Below are 21,522 nucleotides of genomic sequence, written 5' to 3'. Positions count from 1 at the left end.
AGGGAGAGGGCTGGGGAGAGGGAGCGGAGTCAACCCCGCGCGCCAGAGCCACCGGGAGACGCTACAGGGAATGGCGCTCAACCGACACTCTCAAACCCCTGCAACACATTCACCGCATTGACCCCGATCTCCTCCACCGCATACCCCCCCTCCATGACGAACAACGTCGGCAGCCCCAGCTTCCCGATGGCCTCCCCCATACGCAGGTAATCCGGACTATCCAGCTTGAACTGCGAAATCGGATCCTCCTTGAAGGTATCCACCCCCAGGGAAACCACCAGCACATCCGGCCCGTACGCCGCGATCTGGCGGATCGCCGCCTGCAGCGCCAGGCTCCACACCGACCAGTCGCTGCCCGAGGCCAGCGGGTAGTTGAAGTTGAAGCCTTCGCCCACCCCCCGGCCCTTTTCGTCGGCGTAGCCGAGGAAGTAGGGGTATTCGAAGCGCGGGTCGCCGTGGATCGAGGTGAAGAGCACGTCGGCGCGCTCGTAGAAGATGTCCTGGGTGCCGTTGCCGTGGTGGTAGTCCACGTCGAGGATGGCCACCCGCGCCGCGCCCTGGTCGAGGATGGCCTGGGTGGCGATGGCGGCGTTGTTGAAGAAGCAGTAGCCGCCCATGTAGTCGGCCGAGGCGTGGTGGCCCGGCGGGCGGCACAGGCTGAACACCGAGCGGGCGCCCTTGGCCAGTTCGGCCTGGCCGGTCAGGGCCACGTTCGCCGAGCTGGTGATGGCCTGCCAGGTGCCGGCGGTGATCGGCGCGCCGGCGTCGAAGCTGTAGTAGCCCAGGCGCCCGTCGATGCTGTCGGGCTCCTTCTGCAGCAGGCGGCGGGTCGGCCAGGCGATGGGCAGCATGTCGTGGGTTCTGCCGGTGGCCAGCCAGTCGCGCCAGGCGTGCTGGAGGAAGTTGACGAAACCCTCGGTGTGGATGCGCCGGATCGGCTCCAGGCCGAAGTCGCGCGGGGCCTGGATCTCGCCCAGGCCCACCGCCTTGACGCGGTCCAGGACCATGTCGGCGCGGCTGGGCTTCTCGAAGCAGGGGGTGAACTGGCCGCCGATCAGCTCATGCTGGCCGTGGTGCAAGCGATGGTCGTCGGTGTAGATCGTCAACATCATGCACTCCTGGGGGCGCCCGGCGGCGCCCGGTGGGTCCGTGGGGTATCAGGCGTTTTCCTCGAAGCTCACGCTCGGCGCCTTGCGGCGGAAGCCGCCGGTGTGCAGCGCCAGGTAGACGAAGCCGACGGCGAACCAGCTCAGGCCGACGATCAGCGTCAGCTGCGACAGGCTGGTCCACAGCCAGAGGGTCAGGCACAGGCCGACGAAGGGCACCAGGCCGTAGCGCAGCAGGTCGGCCGGCGCGCGGCGTCCTTCGACGCCCAGGTAGGTGCGGATCACCGCCAGGTTGACCACCGAGAAGGCCACCAGGGCGCCGAAGCTGATCATCGAGGCCAGGGTGGTCAGGTCCAGCACCAGGGCCAGCAGGGAGATGGCCGAGACCACCAGGATCGCCACCACCGGCGTCTGGAAGCGCGCGTGCAGGGTGCCGAACAGGCTGCGCGGGAGGATGCCGTCGCGGCCCATGGTGAACAGGATGCGCGACACCGAGGCCTGGGAGGCCAGCGCCGAGCCGATGCAGCCGGCGATGTAGGCGGCGGTGAAGAAGTTGCCGAGGAACTGGCCGCCGGCCTTGAGCATCACCTCGTTGGCCGCCGAGTCGGCGTTCTCGAACACGCTGCCGGGGAACACCAGCTGGCTGATGATCGCCAGCAGGGTGAACATCAGGCCGGCCAGCACCGTGGTGATGATGATCGCCCGCGGAATGTCGCGGCGCGCGTCACGGGTTTCCTCGGCCATGGTGGAGACCGCGTCGAAGCCCAGGAACGACAGGCACAGCACCGCGGCGCCGGCCATCAGCGGGGCGAAGCCGGGCTTGCTGCCGTCGCCGACGAAGGGCGCGGCCAGGTCCAGCGCCGGGGCGCCGGCCAGGCTCTTCAGCGACATGCCGACGAACACCACGATGAACACCAGCTGGGCGCCGACGATGGCGTTGCTCATGCCGGCCACCTGGCTGATGCCCACCACGTTGAGCACGGTGACCAGGGCGATGGAGGCGACCACGAAGACCCAGGCGGGAATCTCCGGGAAGGCGATGTTCATGAACAGGCCGATCAGCAGGTAGTTGATCATCGGCAGGAACAGGTAGTCGAGCAGCAGCGACCAGCCGGACAGGAAGCCCACCGCCGGGCCGAAGCTCAGGCTGGTGTAGGAATAGGCGGAGCCGGCGATCGGGTACTTGCGCACCATGAAGCTGTAGGAGGCGGCGGTGAACAGCATCGCCAGCAGGGTGATCAGGTAGGCGCTGGCGGTGCGTCCGCCGGTCATCTCGGTGACCACGCCGTAGGTGGTGAACATGGTCAGCGGGACCATGTAGACCAGGCCGAAGAAGACCAGGGCGGGCAGCCCCAGGATGCGTTTGAGGCGGGCGTCCGCCTGGGCTTGGGGGGCGTTGCCGGTGCTGGCGCTCATGCGGGCGCCTTGTTCGATGGCCATCGATGTTTCCTCGCGAATTCTTGTCGTTGTTGCGCTGGCGCGGGGCGCCGCTGGCGGCCGCGCGGAGGGAGCGGGGCGGTCAGCCGCAGCGCTGCCGGCGGGCGTAACGGGCGAGGAAGGGGTGGGCGCGGTGACGGCCGCGAACCGGGGTGGAGCAAGGGCTGGTCATGAGCGTTCTCGGGGCATTGTTCTTGTGGATGCTCGCTGGCGGCGCTCCCTGGATACCGGCGCGGCGCGTGCTGCGGCGGTGATCGCGGCCCTGGCGGCCATTCCCTGGGCGAGTACCCGGACTTTAGGCCGCCGCGCCGCCCCGCAGAACCCTGTAAAGGGTCAAAAAGGGATCGAAGTGGCCAGATTGACTGTCAGGCCCGGCGGCGGGCGCCCGTCCCGCCGCAGGCCCGGCCGGTCATTTCTTCAGCTTGGTCCAGACCTTGGCGCGCAACGACAGGGACTTCGGCGAACACAGCTGGAAGGGCTTCAGGCGGTCGATCTTGTCTTCCGGGGTGTTGATCGCCGGGTCGTCGAACAGCTCCTTGTCCATGAACTTCTCGGAACCGGTGATGGCGTTGTTGTACTTGGCGAAGTTGGAGGCGGCGGCGATGTTCTCCGGCTGCATCATCCAGTTGAGGAAGACGTGGGCTTCCTTGATGTTGGTGGCGTCCTTGGGAATGGCCAGGTTATCGATGAACAGCCGCACGCCTTCCTTCGGATAGACGTAGACCAGGCTGGCGCGCTGGGCGTGGGCGCGGTGGAAGGCGCCGTTCCACTGCTGGTGCATGTACACCTCGCCGGCGGCCATGCGCTCGATGGTGCCGTCGCTGTTGTACATGGCCAGCAGCGGCTTCTGCTTGAGCAGCAGGTCGAGGACCTTCTCGGCCTCCTTCGGGTCCTCGGTGCACTCGTTCACGCCGAGGTAATAGGTGGCCGGGGCCCACAGCTCCTCGATGGAGTTGAGCGCCACCACCTTGCCCTTGAACGCCTCCGGCGGTTCGAAGAACGGCTTCCAGCTCTCGTCGAACTTGCCGCCCGGGGCCTTGGCGCTGTCGTAGCTGTAGCCGGTGCTGCCCCACAGGTAGGGCACGGTGTAGTCGTGGCCGGGGTCGTAGGAGAGGGTCTTGAACTTGTCCTTGAGGTTGGCCAGGTTCGGCAGCTGCGACTTGTCCAGCTTCTGCAGCAGGCCTTCCTTGACGAAGATTTCGATGAAGCTGTCCGAGGGCACCACCACGTCGTAGGCGCCGCCGCCGGCCTTGAGCTTGGCCAGCAGCGTCTCGTTGCTGTCGTAGGAGTCGAGGGTGGCGTGGATGCCGGTGTCCTTCTCGAACTTCTTCAGCAGCTCCGGCGGGAAGTAGTCCGACCAGTTGGCGAAGTGCAGTGTGCCGTCGGCGTGGGCCTGGCTGGCCAGGGTCAGGCCCGCCAGGGCGGCGGCCTTGAGGGCCAGGGGAAGGCGGCGGATGGTCATCGGTGAAGCTCCTGTGCGAATGGTTTTTATCGGGAGGCAGTCAACGCCGGCGCTGGCCGACGTAGTACGACAACGCAACGAACGCGATGGAAATCAGCAGGATGATCGACGAGATCGCGTTGATCTTCGGCGATATCCCCATTCTTATGGAACTGAAGATGTACACCGGCAGGGTGGTGGCCCCGGCGCCGGCGACGAAGTAGGTGATGACGAAGTCGTCCATCGAGATGATGAACGCCAGCATCGCCCCGGAGAGGATGCCGGGCATCAGCAGCGGGCAGGTCACCTTCCAGAAGGCCTTCCACGGCGAGGCGTAGAGGTCCGCCGCGGCTTCCGCCAGGCGCGGGTCCATGCCCTCCAGGCGGGCGCGGATCGGCAGGTAGGCGAAGGGGATGCAGAACACCACGTGGGCGATGAGGATGGTGAACAGCGACAGCTTCAGGCCGATGAAGGCGAAGAACATCAGCGTGGCCACCGCCACCACTATCTCCGGCACCAGCAGCGGCAGGCCGAGCACGCCGTTCATCAGGCTCTGCCCGCGGAAGGCGCGGCCGCGCATGCCCAGCGCCGCCAGGGTGGCGAGCAGGGTGGCGAAGATTGTGGCCAGGCTGGCCACTATCAGCGAGTTCTTCGCCGCGCGGACGATCTCCGGGTCGTTGGCCACCACCGCGTACCACTTGAAGCTGAAGCTCTCCCAGAGCGTTGCCGACTGGCCGCTGTTGAAGCTCAGCACCACCAGCACCAGGATCGGCACGTAGAGGAAGGCGAAGAACAGCCAGGCGGCCGGGCGCACGCCGGCGAAGCGCCACAGCGGGTTCAGCGAATTCATGGGTGACCTCCGGCGGCGCCCTGCCTGAAGCGCATGCTGTAGACCAGCATGGCGGCGAGGACGAAGGCGAGCAGGGCGAAGGACAGCGCCGCGCCGAACGGCCAGTTGTGCGCCGTGCCGAACTGCAGCTGGATCAGGTTGCCGATCATCAGTGACTTACCGCCGCCGAGCAGCTCGGGAATGATGTAGTTGCCCAGCGAGGGGATGAACACCAGGATGCAGCCGGCGACGATGCCGGGCATCGCCAGCGGGATGATGATCCGCTTGAGCGCCTTCCAGCGGTTGGCGCCGAGGTCGAAGGCGGCTTCCACCAGGCGCCAGTCCATCTTCTCCAGGCTGGTGTAGATGGGCAGCACCATGAACGGCAGGTAGGTGTAGAGCAGGCCGATGATCACCGCGTTGTCGGTGTACAGCAGGCCGATGGCGGCGTCGCTGAAGCCCAGCTTGTGCAGGCCCTCGTCGATCAGCCCGCCGTTGCGCAGCAGCAGGATCCAGGCGTAAACGCGCACCAGCAGGTTGGTCCAGAACGGCACCGTGACCAGGAACAGCAGCATGTTGCGCCGGCGCTCGTCCTGCAGCGCCAGGTACAGCGCGGTGGGGAAGCCGATCAGCAGGCAGCCGGCGGTGGTCAGGATGGACAGCCAGAAGGAGCGCTGGAAGATGCCCAGGTAGTCGGTGTTGAACACCAGGGCGTCGTCCAGGTCGCGTTCCCAGAGGAAGTTGATGTACGCCTCCAGGGTGTGCTGGCCCCATTTCACGCCGCCGTAGTCGCCGGGCGCCTGGACGGACACGGCGAACATGATGCCCAGCGGCAGCACCAGGAACACCAGCAGCACCAGCATGGCCGGGGTGGTCAGCGCCAGCCGGGCGCGCAGGCTCTTGCGCTCGGCTTGCAGGCGCAGCGTGCTCATTCGGCCAGCACCCGGATGGCGTCGCCGGGCACCCGCACGCGCACCCGCGCGCCGGGCTCGTGGGCGCCCACCGCGCCCTGGCGGTTCTGCTGGCGCACGCGGAAGCCGGGGGCGCCTGCGACCTTCAGGTGGTAGACGGTGTCGGTGCCGACGTAGACCACGGTTTCCACCACGCCTTCCAATTCACCGTCCTGGGCCAGCTCGGTGCGTTCCGGGCGGATCGCCAGAGTCACCTTGCCCGGCAGCGTGGTGGCGGCGGCCAGGCGCTGGCCGTCGGCGAGCACCACGCCGTCGCCGTTGGCCTCGGCCTCGAGGAAGTTGGTCTCGCCGATGAAGTCGGCCACCCAGCGGTTGGCCGGGGCGTCGTAGATTTCGGTGGGGGTGCCGATCTGCAGGACCTGGCCCTTGTTCATCACCGCGATGCGGTCGGACATGGTCAGGGCTTCTTCCTGGTCGTGGGTGACGAAGATGAAGGTGATGCCGGTCTCGTGCTGCAGGCGCTTGAGTTCGATCTGCATTTCCTTGCGCAGCTTCAGGTCCAGCGCCGAGAGCGACTCGTCCAGCAGCAGCACCTTGGGCCGGCTGGCCAGCGCGCGGGCCAGGGCGATGCGCTGCTGCTGGCCGCCGGAGAGCTGGTCGGCGCGCCGCGAGCCGACGTCGGGCAGGCGCACCAGTTCGAGCATGGCTTTCACCGTGGCCTCGGTCTCGGCCTTGGGCTTGCCCTGCATCTCTAGGCCGAAGGCGATGTTCTGCGCCACGGTCATGTGCGGGAACAGCGCGTAGCTCTGGAACACGGTGTTGACCGGGCGGCGGAATGGCGGGAGGCCCTGCATGGGCTCGCCGTAGAGGCGGATGCTGCCGGAGGTGGGTTGTTCGAAGCCGGCGATGAGCCGCAGGAGGGTGGTCTTGCCGCAGCCCGAGGGGCCGAGGAGGGTGAAGAATTCGTTGGCGCGGATGTCCAGGGACACGTCGTCCAGGGCCTTGAGGCCTTGGCCGGGGGTACCGAATTCCATGCCGATTCGCTCGATGGCAATCGCGCTGGTCATGCTTCAATACCATGCAGTTAAGCAGTTGTTATTGTTTGCGGTTTTACGGCTCTGGCGGCCGCTTCACCTAGCTGCGGCTTGATAATGGCCCTCCTTTTCGCAGCGGCAGAACGATAGAACAGGCCAATAAGGGATAAATCAGGCCAAGTTGAAGGGCCGTTTTCACCAGCCTGGCCGGCTCTTCGCAGGAGCGGGCTTGCTCGCGATAGCCGGAGGTTCCGGCGCGTTTCGCGGATGGGATTCGCTCCTACGATGCGCCCACCGTCGACCCCTCCTGTAGGAGCGGGCCCTGCCCGCGATTTCGCGCGCAGGGCGCGCTCCTACAAGGAGCACGGGTGTTGAGGATGGTGTAGGAGCGGATCTCATCCGCGATCCGGCCGCCAGGCCGGCTCGGGCTCAACCGCGATACAGGCTCGGGCTCGCCCCGCTCCAGCGCTGGAAGGCATGGCGGAAGCTGGCCGTCTCGCTGTAGCCGAGCCGTTCGGCGATCAGATAGATGGGCAGGTCGGTGTCCTTGAGCAGTTGCCGGGCCTTGTCGTAGCGCACTTCGTCCAGCACCTGCTGGTAACTGGTGTTGTGCTGCTGCAGGTGCCGGCGCAGGGTGCGGCTGGAGCGGTGCAGGTGGCGCGCCACCTCGTCCAGGCCGCGGGCTTCCTGCAGGTGGTTGGCGAGGTGGCGGCGGATCAGTTCGAGGATGTCGTCGCGCCCGCTCATGGCCGCGCTCAGGCGCTGGCATTGCTGCAGGCCGTTGTGGCAGCTGACCGGGTCGGCCAGCGGCAGCGCGCGGTCGAGCAGCGCCGGGCCCAGGCACAGGGCGCTGGTGGCGGCGCCGAACTCCACCGGGCAGCCCAGGCGCTCGGTGTAGGTGCTGGCATGCAGCGGCGGGCGGTAGGCCAGCAGCAGGCGCCGCGGGCGCACCGATTCGCCGAGCAGGTCGCGCACCACGGTGAGCAGCGAGGTCAGGCACAGCTCGGTGTTGAACACCGTCAGTTCCGGCGCGTAGCGGTAGCCCTCGGCGCTCAGCCAGACCTCGTCGCCGTGGTCCTGCAGGGCCAGGCGGAAGTAGGTGCCGAGCAGGTCGGGGTGGGCCAGGGCCAGTTGCAGGGCGTCGCGCAGGGTGCGGCTGGCCAGCATGCTGTAGCCGAGCATGCCGTAGGCCGAAACGTGCATGCGCAGGCCCAGGTAGAGGCCCAGGGCCGGGTCCTGGTAGCAGCTCAGGGCATTGGCGAATACCCGCAGTTCCTGGGCATGGCTGACGAATTTCTCCGGCGTCAGCAGGTCCGCCTCGGCGATGCCGCTGCCCTCCAGCAGCCGGCCGCGGGGGATGCCGGCCTGGCTCAGCACCTCGGTGGCCAGCACCACGGTGTGCAGGGTGGTCAGGGTACGCTGCTCGGGAAGCTGGACGGCGCTCATCGGAACTCCTTGCGGGGCGGCGAGGACACGGGATTACGCTAGCCTGACTTTAGCCTCGAGGAATTTTCCTGCACGGGGATTAAGCCTGGCTTCAGCGGCCTTGTGCTATTACGGCGTGCCCCCATCGACATGGACCTGCGATGTTCCGTTTCCTCACCTTGCGCCGCTGCCTGGCGGCGCTGCTGATCCTCCTCCTGCTCGCCCTGGCCTGGCTCGGCCAGCAGTTCCGCGTCTACGAACGCGCCTGGTTCGCCGTGCGCGAATGGCACCATGCGGAAAACTGGCGCGAACGCTCGATCTGGCTGCCCGACTACCGCGTCGAGATCGAGGCGCAGCCCATCGAGGGCCTGGACGACGACGTCTCGGCGCTGACCTACGATCCCGAGCGGCGCAGCCTGTTCACTGTCACCAACCAGCCGGCGCAGATCGTCGAGCTGTCCCTGGACGGCAAGGTGCTGCGCAAGATCACCCTGCACGATTTCGGCGACACCGAGGCCATCGAATACATCGGCCCCGGCCTCTACGTGCTCAGCGACGAGCGCCGCCAGCGCCTGTTCAAGGTGCGCCTGGACAACGGCACCCGCGAGCTGGATGCCGAACAGGCGCAACAGCTGTCCCTGGGCCTGGGGCCGATGGGCAACAAGGGCTTCGAGGGGCTGGCCTACGACTCGGTCGGCCAGCGCCTGTTCGTCGCCAAGGAACGCGACCCGGTGCGCATCTACGAGGTCCACGGCTTCCCCCACACGCAGCCCGACAAGCCCTTCGCCGTGCACGTGCTGGACGACCTCAAGCGCGACCGCCGGCTGTTCGTCCGCGACCTTTCCAGCCTGCAGTACGACGAGGGCAGCGGCCACCTGCTGGCGCTGTCGGACGAGTCGCGCCTGGTGCTGGAACTGGACGTCGACGGCGAGCCCATCAGCAGCCTGTCGCTGCTGCGCGGCATGCAGGGGCTCAAGCGCAGCGTGCCGCAGGCCGAGGGCCTGGCCATGGACGAGGCGGGCACGCTGTACCTGGTCAGCGAGCCCAACCTGTTCTACGTGTTCCGCAAGGCGCCGGGCGTGGAGTCCGAGTAACAAAAGGCTTACATTGTCGCCCCACCTGTTGTCCCGCCCCTGGAGCGACCTTGAACATCATCCGCGAAGCCCTGATCAACCGCCGCCTGAACAAGGCGCTGAGCGAACACGGCTGCCGCCTGGCCGGCGGGATCAAGTCGCTGCGCGACGGCGCGCGCCTGACCCTGGAGCCGGGGGTGAAGCTGGGCAAGGCGAAGATCTACTCGCGCGAGCTGGAGATAGGCGCGCACACCGATGCCGTCAGCGGCTGCGAGTTCCTCGACGTGGCGCGGATCGGCCGCTACTGCTCGATCGCCACCGGCGTGGTGATCGGCCAGGGGCGCCACTCCCACCCCGTCGACTGGCTGACCACGCACAACTTCCCGGTCAACCCCAAGCTGGTTCGCCGGCCCCTGGTGCGCGAAGCGCCGTGGCGGCCGGCCTCGCTAGGGCATGACGTGTGGATCGGCCGCGACGTGCTGATCCTCGACGGCGTTAACGTGGGCACCGGGGCCGTGATTGGCGCGCAATCCCTGGTGAATGCCGACGTGCCGCCCTACGCGATCGTGGCCGGGACGCCGGCGCGGGTGATCCGCTACCGCTTCCCGCCGGAAGTGATCGAGCGCCTGCTGGCCAGCCGCTGGTGGGAACTGCCGCTGGAAGTGCTGGGGGAGTTGCCGCTGGACGATCCCGAGGCCTGCCTGGCGCAGCTGGAGCGCCAGGCGCCGCCCGCCGCGCCACGGCCGCGGCGCCTGCGGATCGACTCCAAGCCCTGGGGCGTGGCGCTGCTGGCCGACTGAGGCGGCTCAGCTGTCGTCGCTGATCCCGGCGTCCGGCGCGTAGCGCTTCACCGAGGCGACGCCGTTCTCGGCGTTGGCCTGGCTGGCGTACATCTGGCTCTGCCCGACTACCTGGCCATTGCTGGCCTTGAGCACGAAGTAGTGCTTGCCGTTGCTCGCTTCCTTCAGCTCGAAGGCGCCGTCGCGCTGCGAGTTCCTGCGCACCGACTCGATGCCTTCGATGGCCGAGGTCTTGGCCCGGTACAGCTCGCTGCTGAGCACGACCTCGCCGTTGCTGGCGTGCAGGGTGAAATGGAACTGGCCGTCGCTGGCCTTCTTCAGATGGTATTTTGCGGACATGGCGGCCTCCGGCGCGTTGCGCGAACAGCCTAAGCCTAGTCGTTGCCGGGCGCCCGTCCATGGGCGCGAATAGGTCAGGCCTTGAGCGTCTTCACGCCCTCGGCGGTGCCGAGCAGCAGCAGGTCGGCCGGGCGCGCGGCGAACAGGCCCACGGTGACCACGCCGACGATGTTGTTGATCTTCTCTTCCAGGGCCACCGGGCTGTCGATGCGCAGGTTGTGCACGTCGAGGATGATGTTGCCGTTGTCGGTCAGCACGCCGTCGCGGTAGACCGGGTCGCCGCCCAGCTTGACCAGTTGGCGGGCCACGTGGCTGCGGGCCATGGGGATGACTTCCACCGGCAGCGGGAAGGCGCCGAGCAGGGGCACCAGCTTGCTCTGGTCGGCGATGCAGATGAACTGCTTGGCCACGGCCGCGACTATCTTCTCGCGGGTCAGCGCGGCGCCGCCGCCCTTGATCAGCTCCAGGCGCTCGTTGCTCTCGTCGGCGCCGTCGACGTAGAACTCCAGCTCGCCGACGCTGTTCAGGTCGTAGACCGGGATGCCGTGGCCCTTTAGGCGCTGCGCGGTGGCCTCGGAGCTGGCCACGGCGCCGTCGAACTCGGCCTTGTGCCTGGCCAGCAGGTCGATGAAGAAGTTGGCGGTGGAGCCGGTGCCGACGCCGACGATGCTCTTGCTGTCGAGGTGCGGGAGGATGTGGTCGACGGCGGCCTGGGCCACGGCCTGCTTGAGCTGGTCCTGGTTCATCTGGGGGTTCCGGCAAAGAGGGCTTGGGGCGCGGATTATAGCGGGGCCGCCGGGCGAATGTGGATTCGCCGCTCCCGGCGGCGGCCGACTGGAGTAGACTGCCGGCTTTGTGCCCCGTCCCTGCGAAGCCCGCCCCGATGCTCGAACAGTACGTCAAGAAGATCCTCACCTCGCGCGTCTACGACGTCGCCGAGGAAACGCCCCTGCAACCGGCCCGCCGCCTCTCCGAGCGCCTGGACAACCAGGTGCTGCTCAAGCGCGAGGACCTGCAGCCGGTGTTCTCCTTCAAGATCCGCGGCGCCTACAACAAGCTGGCGCAGCTGAGCCGCGAGGAACTGGCGCGCGGCGTGGTCACCGCCTCGGCCGGCAACCACGCCCAGGGCGTGGCCCTGGCGGCGAAGGAACTGGGGGTGAAGGCGACCATCGTCATGCCGCGCACCACGCCCGAGCTGAAGGTCCAGGGCGTGCGCGCCCGCGGCGGCAAGGCGGTGCTGCACGGCGACGCCTTCCCCGAGGCGCTGGCGTATTCGCTGAAGCTGGTGGAAGAGAAGGGCTACGTCTACATCCACCCCTATGACGATCCGGACGTGATCGCCGGCCAGGGCACCGTGGCCATGGAGATCCTCCGCCAGCACCCGGGCCGCCTGGACGCCATCTTCGTGCCGGTGGGCGGCGGCGGGCTGATCGCCGGCATCGCCGCCTATGTGAAGTACCTGCGCCCGGAGGTCAAGGTCATCGGCGTCGAGCCGGACGACTCCAACTGCCTGCAGGCCGCCATGGCCGCCGGCGAGCGCGTGGTGCTGAGCCAGGTCGGGCTGTTCGCCGACGGCGTGGCGGTGGCGCAGATCGGCCAGCACACCTTCGACATCTGCAAGCGGTACGTGGATGAAGTCATCACCGTCAGCACCGACGAAATCTGCGCGGCGATCAAGGACATCTACGACGACACCCGCTCCATCACCGAGCCCGCCGGCGCCCTGGCGGTGGCCGGGATCAAGAAGTACGTCGAGCGCGACAACGCCCGCGGGCAGACACTGGTGGCCATCGACTCCGGCGCCAACATCAACTTCGACCGCCTGCGCCACGTGGCCGAGCGCGCCGAGCTGGGCGAGAAGCGCGAAGCCATCATCGCCGTGACCATCCCCGAGCGCCCGGGCAGCTTCAAGGCCTTCTGCGAGGCCATCGGCAAGCGCCAGATCACCGAGTTCAACTACCGCTACAACACCGACAGCGAAGCGCACATCTTCGTCGGCGTGCAGACCCACCCGGACAGCGACCCGCGCGCGGTGCTGGTCGAGCAGCTGCGCGAGCAGGGCTTCCCGGTGCTGGACCTGACCGACAACGAACTGGCCAAGCTGCACATCCGCCACATGGTCGGCGGCCATTCGCCGCGGGTCAGCGACGAGCAGGTGTTCCGCTTCGAGTTCCCCGAGCGCCCCGGCGCGCTGTTCAACTTCCTCAACAAGCTCGGCGGGCGCTGGAACATCACCATGTTCCACTACCGCAACCACGGCGCCGCCGACGGCCGCGTGGTCGCCGGCCTGCAGGTGCCGGAGGAGGAGCGCCACCTGGTGGTGCAGGCGCTGGAAGAGATCGGCTACCCGTACTGGGACGAGAGCGACAACCCGGCGTACAGGCTGTTCCTGGGTTGACGCCACGGCCGGCGGGGAACGCCGGGGCAGCGCCCGCTGTCCCAGTTCGACCCGCCGGCCGGCAGCGCTGCTAGGCTGAGGGAACAGCCACGAATCGCGACAGGGACCGCCCGCATGGAAACCTACCAGACCCTCAAGATCCTCCACGGCGTCGCCGTGGCCGTGCCGCTGCTGGCCATCGCCGGCCTCGCCTGGTACGGCTGGCGCAGCTGGCGCGGCGGGGATGCCGGCGCGCTGGCCAAGGCGCTGCTGCGCATCGGCCTGGCGGCCTGGGTGCTGGTGGCCGGCAGCGTCGTCAGCCTGCCGCTGACCGGCTGGCAGATGGTCCACCGCGCCGGCTTCCCGCTGGGGCAGACCTGGCTGCTGGCCAGCGCCTGCCTGCTGATCCTGGTGGCGATCTTCTGGCTGCTGTTCACCAGCCGCCTGTGGCGCATCCGCGCCCTGGCGGTGAGCGCCCGCGACAGCGACGAGCCGCTGGCCGAGCGCGTGGTGCGCGAGCTGCGCTTCGGCGCGTCGTTCTTCGCCCTGGCCCTGCTCAGCTGGCTGGCGATACTGGCGCTGATGCTGGCCAAGCCGCTGTGAATTCGATGGCGATGGAGCGCCGATGAGTCCCTACCTGCTGCTCAAGACCCTGCACATCCTGACCGCCACCCTGCTGTTCGGCACCGGCCTGGGCTCGGCCTACTACGCCTGGCGGGCCTGGCGCAGCGGGCAGTTGCAGGTCATCGCCACGACCTTCCGCCACCTGGTCAGCGCCGACTGGCTGTTCATCGCCACCAGCGCCGTGTTCCAGCCGCTCAGCGGCCTGGGCCTGGCGTACTGGGCCGGCTGGCCGCTGGCCCAGGGCTGGCTGCTGTGGAGCCTGGGGCTGTACGTGTTCGCCGGGCTCTGCTGGCTGCCGGTGGTGTGGCTGCAGATTCGCGTGCGCGACCTGGCCGAGGCGGCGACGGCGGCGGGAACCGCGTTGCCGCCGCAAGCCTTCTTCTATATGCGCTGGTGGTTCGCCTTGGGCTGGCCGGCGTTCCTGGCCTTCCTGGCGATCTTCTGGCTGATGGTCAACAAGCCGCTGTGAGGCGCCTCAGTCGCGCAGGCTGAGCACCGGCCAGCCGCGCTCCTGGGCGGTGGTGCGCAGGACCTCGTCCGGGTCGACCGCCACCGGGTGGGCCACCACTTCCAGCAGCGGCAGGTCGTTGCGCGAGTCGCTGTAGAAGTAGCTGCCGTCCAGGCTCATGCCGGTTTCCTGCAGCCAGCGCTGCAGGCGGGTCACCTTGCCGCCCTGGAAGCAGGGCACGTCGAAGGTGCGGCCGGTGTAGAGGCCGTCGCGCATCTCGCACTCGGTGGCGATCAGCGTTTCCACGCCCAGGCGCTCGGCGATGGGGCCGGTGACGAAGCGGTTGGTGGCGGTGATGATCACCAGGCGGTCGCCGGCGGCGCGGTGCTCGGCCAGCAGGGCTTCGCCGCGGGGCAGGATGATCGGCTCGATGACCTCCTCCATGAACTGGCGATGCCAGATGGCCAGCTGCTCCAGGCTGTTGCGGCCGAGGATCGCCTGGGTGAAGGCCTGGTAGGCGAACACGTCCAGGGTGCCAGCCTGGTAGTCGGTATAGAAGGCATCGTTGCGCGCCTGGTACTCGCCGGCGTCGACCAGGCCGCGCTGGCACAGCCACTCGCCCCAGCTGTGGTCGCTGTCGCCGGCCAGCAGAGTGTTGTCGAGGTCGAAAAGGGCCAGACGCGCCATGGTTCACCATTAATTGCGAAAGCGGAAAAGTCGCCTAGAGTAACGGCTTTTGCCGGCCCTGCCCATGCGCGCCAAGCCTCGCGTTGCCGCTGTCACAGGCTTTGTGGAACAATGCGGGCACACGCGTTTTCGAGGATGTACCGCCGTGATCGATCCCGATGGTTTTCGCCCCAATGTCGGCATCATCCTCTCCAACGAGGCCGGTCAGGTTCTGTGGGCGCGGCGCATCAACCAGGAGGCCTGGCAGTTCCCGCAGGGCGGCATCAACGCCCGGGAAACTCCTGAAGAGGCGCTGTTCCGCGAGTTGAACGAGGAAGTCGGCCTGGAGGAGCAGGATGTGCGCATTCTCGCCTGCACCCGCGGCTGGTTGCGCTATCGTCTGCCGCAGCGGCTGGTGCGTACCAACAGCCAGCCGCTGTGCATCGGCCAGAAACAGAAGTGGTTCCTGCTGCGCCTCACCGGCGACGAGAACCGGGTACGCATGGATGTGACCGGCAAGCCGGAATTCGATGGCTGGCGCTGGGTGAGTTACTGGTATCCCCTGGGGCAGGTGGTGACCTTCAAGCGCGAGGTCTACCGGCGCGCCCTGAAGGAACTGGCGCCGCGCCTTCTGGCGCGGGACTGAAGAGGAGATAAGGCCCTGAGCATGCTCAACACGCTGCGCAAGATCGTCCAGGAAGTGAACGCCGCCAAGGACCTGAGGGCGGCGCTGGGCATCATCGTGCAGCGGGTCAAGGAAGCCATGGGCACCCAGGTGTGCTCGGTCTATCTGCTCGACGCCGAGACCAACCGCTTCGTCCTGATGGCCACCGAGGGCCTGAACAAGCGCTCCATCGGCAAGGTCAGCATGGCCCCCAACGAGGGCCTGGTGGGCCTGGTCGGCACCCGCGAGGAGCCGCTGAACCTGGAGAACGCCTCCGAGCACCCGCGCTACCGCTACTTCGCTGAGACCGGCGAGGAACGCTACGCCTCCTTCCTCGGCGCCCCGATCATCCACCACCGCCGGGTGATGGGCGTGCTGGTGGTGCAGCAGAAGGAAAAGCGCCAGTTCGACGAAGGCGAGGAAGCCTTCCTGGTGACCATGAGCGCGCAGCTGGCCGGGGTCATCGCCCATGCCGAGGCCACCGGTTCGATCCGCGGCCTGGGCAAGCTCGGCAAGGGCATCCAGGAAGCCAAGTTCGTCGGCGTGCCCGGCGCCCCCGGCGTGGCCGTGGGCAAGGCCGTGGTGGTGCTGCCGCCGGCCGACCTGGAAGTGGTCCCGGACAAGCCCATCGACGACGTCGAGGCCGAGGTCGAGCTGTTCAAGCAGGCCCTGGAAGCCGTCCGCGAAGACATGCGCAACCTCTCCAGCAAGCTGGCCACCCAGCTGCGCAAGGAAGAGCGCGCGCTGTTCGACGTCTACCTGATGATGCTCGACGACGCCTCCATCGGCCAGGAGGTCAAGCGCATCATCCGCTCTGGCCAGTGGGCCCAGGGCGCCCTGCGCCAGGTAGTGATGGAACACGTCGCACGCTTCGAGCTGATGGACGACGCCTACCTGCGCGAGCGCGCCTCCGACGTCAAGGACATCGGCCGGCGCATCCTCGCCTACCTGCAGGAAGAACGTAAGCAGACCCTCACCTACCCGGACCAGACCATCATCGTCAGCGAGGAACTGTCCCCGGCGATGCTCGGCGAGGTGCCCGAAGGCAAGCTGGTGGGGCTGATCTCGGTGCTCGGTTCGGGCAACTCCCACGTGGCCATCCTCGCCCGCGCCATGGGCATCCCCACGGTGATGGGCGCGGTCGACCTGCCATACTCCAAGGTCGACGGCATCGACCTGATCGTCGACGGCTACCATGGCGAGATCTACACCAACCCGTCGCCGCAGTTGGTCAAGCAGTACGGCGAAGTGGTCGCCGAAGAGAAGGAACTGAGCAAGGGCCTGGCCGCGCTGCGCGAGCTGCCCTGCGAGACCCTCGACGGCCACCGCATGCCGCTGTGGGTCAACACCGGCCTGCTGGCCGACGTGGCCCGCGCCCAGGAGCGCGGCGCCGAGGGCGTTGGCCTGTACCGCACGGAAGTGCCGTTCATGATCAACGACCGCTTTCCCAGCGAAAAGGAGCAGCTGGCGATCTACCGCGAGCAGCTCTCGGCCTTCCACCCGCTGCCGGTGACCATGCGCACCCTGGACATCGGCGGCGACAAGGCGCTGTCCTACTTCCCGATCAAGGAAGACAACCCCTTCCTCGGCTGGCGCGGCATCCGCGTCACCCTCGACCACCCTGAAATCTTCCTGGTGCAGACCCGCGCCATGCTCAAGGCCAGCGAGGGCCTGAACAACCTGCGCATCCTGCTGCCGATGATCTCCGGCACCCACGAGCTGGAAGAGGCGCTGCACCTGATCCACCGCGCCTGGGGCGAGATCCGCGACGAAGGCGTGGACATCCCCATGCCGCCGATCGGCATGATGGTGGAGATCCCCGCGGCGGTGTACCAGACCCGCGAACTGGCGCGCCAGGTGGACTTCCTCTCGGTCGGCTCCAACGACCTGACCCAGTACCTGCTGGCGGTGGACCGCAACAACCCGCGCGTGGCCGACCTCTACGACTACCTGCACCCGGCGGTGCTGCAGGCGCTGAAGAAGGTGGTTGACGACGCCCACGCCGAAGGCAAGCCGGTGAGCATCTGCGGCGAGATGGCCGGCGACCCGGCGGCGGCGGTGCTGCTGATGGCCATGGGCTTCGACTCGCTGTCGATGAACGCCACCAACCTGCCCAAGGTGAAGTGGCTGCTGCGCCAGATCACCCTGGGCAAGGCCCGCGAGCTGCTCGGCCAGCTGATGACCTTCGACAACCCGCAGGTGATCCACAGCTCCCTGCACCTGGCATTGCGCAACCTCGGCCTCGGCCGGGTGATCAACCCGGCGGCGACCGTCCAGGGCTGAGCCTGGAGCGCCGCCCTCCCCGGAGCTGAGTCGTCCCCGGGGCCCTGTACAACCGGCAGCGCCGGGAGAAGGCTTATGGACGAGCAGCAAGCGCTCGCGGGCGACCGCGAAGCCATCGAGAAGACCCTGCGCTATGCCCTGGAGATCGTCAGCGACGGCATCTGGGATTGGGATATCCGCAACGACGACGTCAAGCGCAGCCCCGGCTGGTACCGCATGCTCGGCTACCCCATCGACGGCCTGCCGGAAAACGTCGCCACCTGGCACTCGGTGATCCACCCGGACGACTTCCCCCGCGTCATGCGCAGCTTCCAGGCCTACCTGGACGGCCGGCAGGCGGCCTACGCCGAGGAGTACCGCTGCCTTTGCGCCAATGGCGAATACCTGTGGATAAGGGATCACGGCCGCTTCGTCGAATTCGACGACCAGGGCCGCGCCACACGGATGATCGGCGCCCACCACAACATCCACGAGCGCAAGCTGATCGAGCTGGAACTCAAGCGCCGCAACGAAGAGCTGCACGAACTCAACCGCAACCTGGAACAACTGGTCGAACAACGCACCGAGGCCCTGCGCCAGGCCAACCTGGCCCTGGCCGAACAGGCCGCGGTGGCGGTGCGCCTGAGCGAAACCGACCCGCTGACGCAGATCTTCAACCGGCGCCGCTTCGAAAGCAGCCTGCAGCAGGAATGGCAGCGCCTGCAGCGCCACGACCAGCCGGTCAGCCTGCTGATGTTCGACCTCGACCACTTCAAGCGCATCAACGACCTGCTGGGCCATCCCGTCGGCGACCGCGTGCTGGTGACGGTGACCCAGGCGGTGCGCCAGACCCTGCGCGAAGAAGATTGCTTCGCCCGCTGGGGCGGCGAGGAATTCATCGTGCTGCTGCCGAACACCCCGCTGGCCTCCGCCAGCCGCCTAGCCGAGCGCCTGCGCCTGCACATCCGCGAGGCCTGCACCGACCTGGAACAACCGCTCACCGCCAGCTTCGCTCTGGCCGGCATGCGCCGCGCCGAACCCCTGGAAAACCTGCTGCGCCGCCTGGACGACGCCCTCTACCGGGCCAAGCGCCTGCGCGATGCCATCGAGGTGTGCTAGGCGCAGGAGCGGGCCCTGCCCGCGATTTCGCGGGCAGGGCGCGCTCCTACATGGGATTGGCGCGGTAGGTTGGCCATCGCGGACGGAGTCCGCTCCTACGTCCGTGCTTCCCTGGAACCGTAGGGCGTATAACCGTTCGCGGTTATACGCCGCCGCCTGGGCGCCGGGATGCTTTTCGTAGGAGCGAGCTTGCTCGCGAACGGACTTCGCAGCGGGGTTCGTTCGCGAGCAAGCTCGCTCCTACAAAACCAACCTTCCCCTAGGTGTTGAGCTCCAGGCGCACCTCGCCCAGATGGGCCCCCTCCGGCCCGAAGCTGCGCTCGATGAACTCCCGGCGCCCATCGGCATGCACGCGCAGCACGCTGCTGGCGCGGGTGCCGTAGTTGGCGCTGGCGATGAACACGCTGGACAGCAGGCGCTCGGTAGCCAGGCCGACGCCGGTTTCCGGCAGCCGTTCGTCGCCGGGGCGCTCGTGGTCGCCGAGCAGTCCCAGCAATGCCCCGGGCTCGGCTTCGTCGAGGTGTTCCTCCAGCGCGGCGCGGGCACGCAGCAGCTTGGGCCAGGGCGTGTCCAGCGAAGCGTTGGACAGCCCGTGCAGCCCGGCCGGCAACTCCCGTGGCTCGCCATCGCGGGGATTGAAGTAGCAGAGCTGACGGGCATCGCCGACCAGCAGGTTGAAGCCCGAATACTCGGCGGCGCGGCGCTGCACCTCGGCCAGGTAATCCAGCGGCGCCTGGCACCCGCGCAGGAAGCCGGCCACCAGTTCACCACGGGAGCGCGGCCCCAGCGGTTGGCCCGGATCACGCACGTTGGTCAGCGCCGCGAAGCGCCCGCCAGGCCCCAGGCCCATCCAGGTGCCTCCGGCCTCCAGGTCGCGCCCGGCATACACGCCCGGCGCATCCTCCCACGCCGCCAGCGGCAGGGTGGGGCGGGCATAGAACTCATCGCGGTTGGCCGCGACTATCAGCGGCATGGCGTGTCCGGGGCGCCAGGCAAGGACGATCAGGCACATGGGGCAGGGCCCTGCGGTGGTGGTTCAGGCAGGGTAGGTAACTGGCGGTGGCAACTCAATAGCCGCCGTCGTCCGGGCACGGCGCACGATGAAATTTCTTTCATATTGGTACCGAAAGGCCTGTTCCACCGCGGGCGGCTGCCGTCGCCGGCGCATTTTCGGTACCATGCCGCTTTTGCCACCCGAGGTCTCCATGGAGTTCCTTCTCTACCTGGTGCTGGGTGCCTGCGCAGGCGTGCTGGCCGGGTTGTTCGGCGTCGGCGGTGGCCTGATCATCGTCCCGGTGCTGGTGTTCAGCTTCACCGCCCATGGCTTTCCCGTCGAGGTGCTGACGCAGATGGCGGTGGGCACCTCGCTGGCGACCATCGTCTTCACCTCGGTCAATTCCATCCTCGAACACCATCGCCGCGGCGCGGTGCTCTGGCCGGTGTTCCTGTGGATGACCGTGGGCATCGTCGTCGGCAGCGCCCTGGGCGCGCTGACCGCCTCGGCCATCAAGGGAGCGGTGCTGCAGAAGATCATCGGCGTCTTCGCCGTGCTCATCTCCATCCAGATGACCCTGGGCCTGCAACCCAAGGCCGGCGGCAGCCTGCCGGGCAAGGGCGGGTTGGGCGCGGCCGGCGGCTTCATCGGCTGGGCCTCGGCGATCTTCGGCATCGGTGGCGGCTCGCTGACCGTGCCTTTCCTGTCCTGGCGCGGCGTCTCCATGCAGCAGGCGGTGGCTACGTCCTCGGCCTGCGGTCTGCCCATCGCCATCGCCGGGGCGATTTCTTTCATCATGGTCGGCTGGCACCGGCCCGAGCTGCCGCAGTGGAGCCTCGGCTTCGTCTACCTGCCGGCGCTGGTGGGCATTGCCGTCACCAGCATGTTCTTCGCCCGCATCGGCGCGCGCCTGGCGCACCGCCTGCCGGCCAAGGTGCTCAAGCGCCTGTTCGCTCTGCTGATGTTCTGCATCGGCATGAGTTTCCTGATCAAACCCTAGGAGTAAGCGATGCTGCCCTATCCACAGATCGACCCCGTCGCGGTGTCGCTCGGCCCCCTGAAGATCCACTGGTACGGGCTGATGTACCTGATCGGCATCGGCGGCGCCTGGCTGCTGGCCTCGCGCCGACTGAACCGCTTCGACCCGACCTGGAGCAAGGAAAAGCTCTCCGACCTGGTGTTCTGGGTCGCTTGCGGCGTGGTGCTCGGCGGGCGCCTGGGCTACGTGCTGTTCTACAAGCTGGACTTCTACCTGGCCAACCCGCTGAACCTGTTCAAGGTCTGGGAAGGCGGCATGTCGTTCCACGGCGGGCTGATCGGAGTGATGCTGGCCACCTGGTGGTTCGGCAAGCGCAACGGCAAGAGCTTCTTCCAGCTGATGGACTTCATCGCCCCGCTGGTGCCGATCGGCCTGGGCGCCGGGCGCATCGGCAACTTCATCAACGCCGAGCTGTGGGGCAAGCCCACCGACGTGCCCTGGGCGATGATCTTCCCGCCCTACAGCGACCCGGCGCAGCTGCCGCGCCACCCGTCGCAGCTGTACGAGTTCGGCCTGGAAGGCATAGTGCTGTTCGCCATCCTCTGGATGTTCTCGCGCAAGCCGCGGCCGACCGCCTCGGTGTCGGGCCTGTTCATCCTCTGCTACGGCTGCTTCCGCTTCTTCGTCGAGTTCTTCCGCCTGCCCGACGCCGACCAGGGCGCCGGCGGCAACGGCGGTCCGGGCTACCTGGCCTGGGACTGGCTGACCATGGGCCAACTGCTGTGCGTGCCGATGATCCTCGGCGGCATCGCCCTGATGGTCTGGGCCTACCGCCGCGCGGCGGCGAAGCCGGCGACCAACTGACGGGACGGCGGCTTGTCGTAGAAGCGAGCAAGCCCGCCTGCCTCCTCCGGCAAACGCGACACCCGTAGGATGGGTTGAGCGAAGCGATACCCATCACCACCGCCGCATGGGTTTCGCAAGCTCAACCCAT

General features: G+C 67.8%; 21 protein-coding genes. 10 read left to right on the top strand and 11 right to left on the bottom strand.

The features are described from left to right. Positions 1-77: 77 nt before the first annotated feature. From ACTWJ5_RS30470 to ACTWJ5_RS30440, 7 genes are all read right to left on the bottom strand, one after another. Complete coding sequence (locus tag ACTWJ5_RS30470; RefSeq protein WP_256513328.1) at positions 78-1,109, bottom strand: histone deacetylase family protein; 1,032 nt, start codon at positions 1,107-1,109, stop codon at positions 78-80. Between the two features lie 48 nt (positions 1,110-1,157). Next, a complete protein-coding gene (locus tag ACTWJ5_RS30465; RefSeq protein WP_444439688.1) occupies positions 1,158-2,522 on the bottom strand; it encodes an APC family permease in 1,365 nt (454 codons plus the stop codon). Between the two features lie 430 nt (positions 2,523-2,952). Beyond that, entirely contained in the window at positions 2,953-4,005 is a 1,053-nt protein-coding gene (locus ACTWJ5_RS30460; protein ID WP_074980334.1) for an ABC transporter substrate-binding protein, read from the bottom strand. 40 nt (positions 4,006-4,045) lie between these two features. Continuing rightward, the gene (locus ACTWJ5_RS30455; protein ID WP_116425138.1) at positions 4,046-4,834 is read right to left on the bottom strand and encodes an ABC transporter permease; all 789 of its coding nucleotides are present in this window, start codon (positions 4,832-4,834) and stop codon (positions 4,046-4,048) included. Next, positions 4,831-5,745, bottom strand: a complete 915-nt coding sequence (locus ACTWJ5_RS30450; RefSeq protein WP_074980333.1) for an ABC transporter permease — start codon at positions 5,743-5,745, stop codon at positions 4,831-4,833. Before ACTWJ5_RS30450 ends, ACTWJ5_RS30455 begins: the two co-directional genes overlap by 4 nt. Beyond that, positions 5,742-6,791, bottom strand: a complete 1,050-nt coding sequence (locus ACTWJ5_RS30445) for an ABC transporter ATP-binding protein (protein WP_444437135.1) — start codon at positions 6,789-6,791, stop codon at positions 5,742-5,744. Before ACTWJ5_RS30445 ends, ACTWJ5_RS30450 begins: the two co-directional genes overlap by 4 nt. A 396-nt stretch (positions 6,792-7,187) precedes the next feature. Continuing rightward, positions 7,188-8,204, bottom strand: coding sequence for an AraC family transcriptional regulator (locus tag ACTWJ5_RS30440; protein WP_043268257.1), 1,017 nt, complete (start codon positions 8,202-8,204; stop codon positions 7,188-7,190). A 140-nt stretch (positions 8,205-8,344) separates the two neighbouring features. Between ACTWJ5_RS30440 and ACTWJ5_RS30435 the strand changes: the two genes are divergently transcribed. Further along, on the top strand, positions 8,345-9,277 hold the full coding sequence (locus ACTWJ5_RS30435) for an SdiA-regulated domain-containing protein (protein WP_064584824.1): 933 nt from the start codon (positions 8,345-8,347) through the stop codon (positions 9,275-9,277). A gap of 50 nt (positions 9,278-9,327) precedes the next feature. After that, positions 9,328-10,056, top strand: a complete 729-nt coding sequence (locus ACTWJ5_RS30430) for a CatB-related O-acetyltransferase (protein WP_061563066.1) — start codon at positions 9,328-9,330, stop codon at positions 10,054-10,056. A gap of 6 nt (positions 10,057-10,062) precedes the next feature. Here ACTWJ5_RS30430 and ACTWJ5_RS30425 read toward each other — a convergent pair whose 3' ends face one another. Both ACTWJ5_RS30425 and rpiA read right to left on the bottom strand, forming a co-directional pair. After that, complete coding sequence (locus ACTWJ5_RS30425) at positions 10,063-10,395, bottom strand: YegP family protein (RefSeq protein ID WP_074980331.1); 333 nt, start codon at positions 10,393-10,395, stop codon at positions 10,063-10,065. Between the two features lie 74 nt (positions 10,396-10,469). Continuing rightward, the gene (rpiA, locus tag ACTWJ5_RS30420) at positions 10,470-11,141 is read right to left on the bottom strand and encodes a ribose-5-phosphate isomerase RpiA (protein WP_253392679.1); all 672 of its coding nucleotides are present in this window, start codon (positions 11,139-11,141) and stop codon (positions 10,470-10,472) included. A gap of 137 nt (positions 11,142-11,278) precedes the next feature. Between rpiA and ilvA the strand changes: the two genes are divergently transcribed. The 3 genes from ilvA (at position 11,279) to ACTWJ5_RS30405 (ending at position 13,865) form a co-directional block, all read left to right on the top strand. Continuing rightward, positions 11,279-12,793, top strand: coding sequence for a threonine ammonia-lyase, biosynthetic (gene ilvA, locus ACTWJ5_RS30415; RefSeq protein WP_253412695.1), 1,515 nt, complete (start codon positions 11,279-11,281; stop codon positions 12,791-12,793). A 114-nt stretch (positions 12,794-12,907) separates the two neighbouring features. Then, positions 12,908-13,375, top strand: coding sequence for a DUF2269 domain-containing protein (locus ACTWJ5_RS30410; protein ID WP_444437134.1), 468 nt, complete (start codon positions 12,908-12,910; stop codon positions 13,373-13,375). 22 nt (positions 13,376-13,397) lie between these two features. Then, positions 13,398-13,865, top strand: coding sequence for a DUF2269 family protein (locus tag ACTWJ5_RS30405; protein ID WP_074980328.1), 468 nt, complete (start codon positions 13,398-13,400; stop codon positions 13,863-13,865). A gap of 6 nt (positions 13,866-13,871) precedes the next feature. On the opposite strand, the gene ACTWJ5_RS30400 is transcribed toward ACTWJ5_RS30405, so the two are convergent. Continuing rightward, positions 13,872-14,531, bottom strand: a complete 660-nt coding sequence (locus ACTWJ5_RS30400; RefSeq protein WP_444437133.1) for an HAD family hydrolase — start codon at positions 14,529-14,531, stop codon at positions 13,872-13,874. Between the two features lie 145 nt (positions 14,532-14,676). On the opposite strand from ACTWJ5_RS30400, the gene ACTWJ5_RS30395 reads away from it, so the two are divergent. The 3 genes from ACTWJ5_RS30395 to ACTWJ5_RS30385 all read left to right on the top strand — a co-directional run bounded on the left by ACTWJ5_RS30395 (position 14,677) and on the right by ACTWJ5_RS30385 (position 18,555). Further along, complete coding sequence (locus ACTWJ5_RS30395) at positions 14,677-15,156, top strand: RNA pyrophosphohydrolase (protein ID WP_009613927.1); 480 nt, start codon at positions 14,677-14,679, stop codon at positions 15,154-15,156. A gap of 21 nt (positions 15,157-15,177) precedes the next feature. Beyond that, complete coding sequence (gene ptsP / locus ACTWJ5_RS30390; protein WP_116425132.1) at positions 15,178-17,457, top strand: phosphoenolpyruvate--protein phosphotransferase; 2,280 nt, start codon at positions 15,178-15,180, stop codon at positions 17,455-17,457. 75 nt (positions 17,458-17,532) lie between these two features. Next, positions 17,533-18,555 carry a diguanylate cyclase domain-containing protein gene (locus tag ACTWJ5_RS30385; RefSeq protein WP_444437132.1) on the top strand — a complete coding sequence of 341 codons (1,023 nt, stop codon included), beginning with the start codon at positions 17,533-17,535 and terminating at the stop codon, positions 18,553-18,555. 259 nt (positions 18,556-18,814) lie between these two features. Here ACTWJ5_RS30385 and ACTWJ5_RS30380 read toward each other — a convergent pair whose 3' ends face one another. Next, positions 18,815-19,567 carry an NRDE family protein gene (locus tag ACTWJ5_RS30380; protein WP_444437131.1) on the bottom strand — a complete coding sequence of 251 codons (753 nt, stop codon included), beginning with the start codon at positions 19,565-19,567 and terminating at the stop codon, positions 18,815-18,817. Positions 19,568-19,760: 193 nt separating this feature from the next. On the opposite strand from ACTWJ5_RS30380, the gene ACTWJ5_RS30375 reads away from it, so the two are divergent. Both ACTWJ5_RS30375 and lgt read left to right on the top strand, forming a co-directional pair. Further along, positions 19,761-20,549, top strand: a complete 789-nt coding sequence (locus ACTWJ5_RS30375) for a sulfite exporter TauE/SafE family protein (protein ID WP_058488080.1) — start codon at positions 19,761-19,763, stop codon at positions 20,547-20,549. A 9-nt stretch (positions 20,550-20,558) separates the two neighbouring features. Beyond that, the gene (gene lgt, locus ACTWJ5_RS30370) at positions 20,559-21,392 is read left to right on the top strand and encodes a prolipoprotein diacylglyceryl transferase (protein WP_444437130.1); all 834 of its coding nucleotides are present in this window, start codon (positions 20,559-20,561) and stop codon (positions 21,390-21,392) included. Positions 21,393-21,522: the final 130 nt, after the last annotated feature.

Origin of the sequence: Pseudomonas sp. A6 (assembly GCF_052367875.1) — a bacterium.
In the GTDB taxonomy this organism is placed as follows: Bacteria; Pseudomonadota; Gammaproteobacteria; order Pseudomonadales; family Pseudomonadaceae; genus Pseudomonas; species Pseudomonas citronellolis.
Note: the sequence above shows the minus strand (reverse complement) of the source record. Positions and strands in the feature narration are given on the sequence as shown.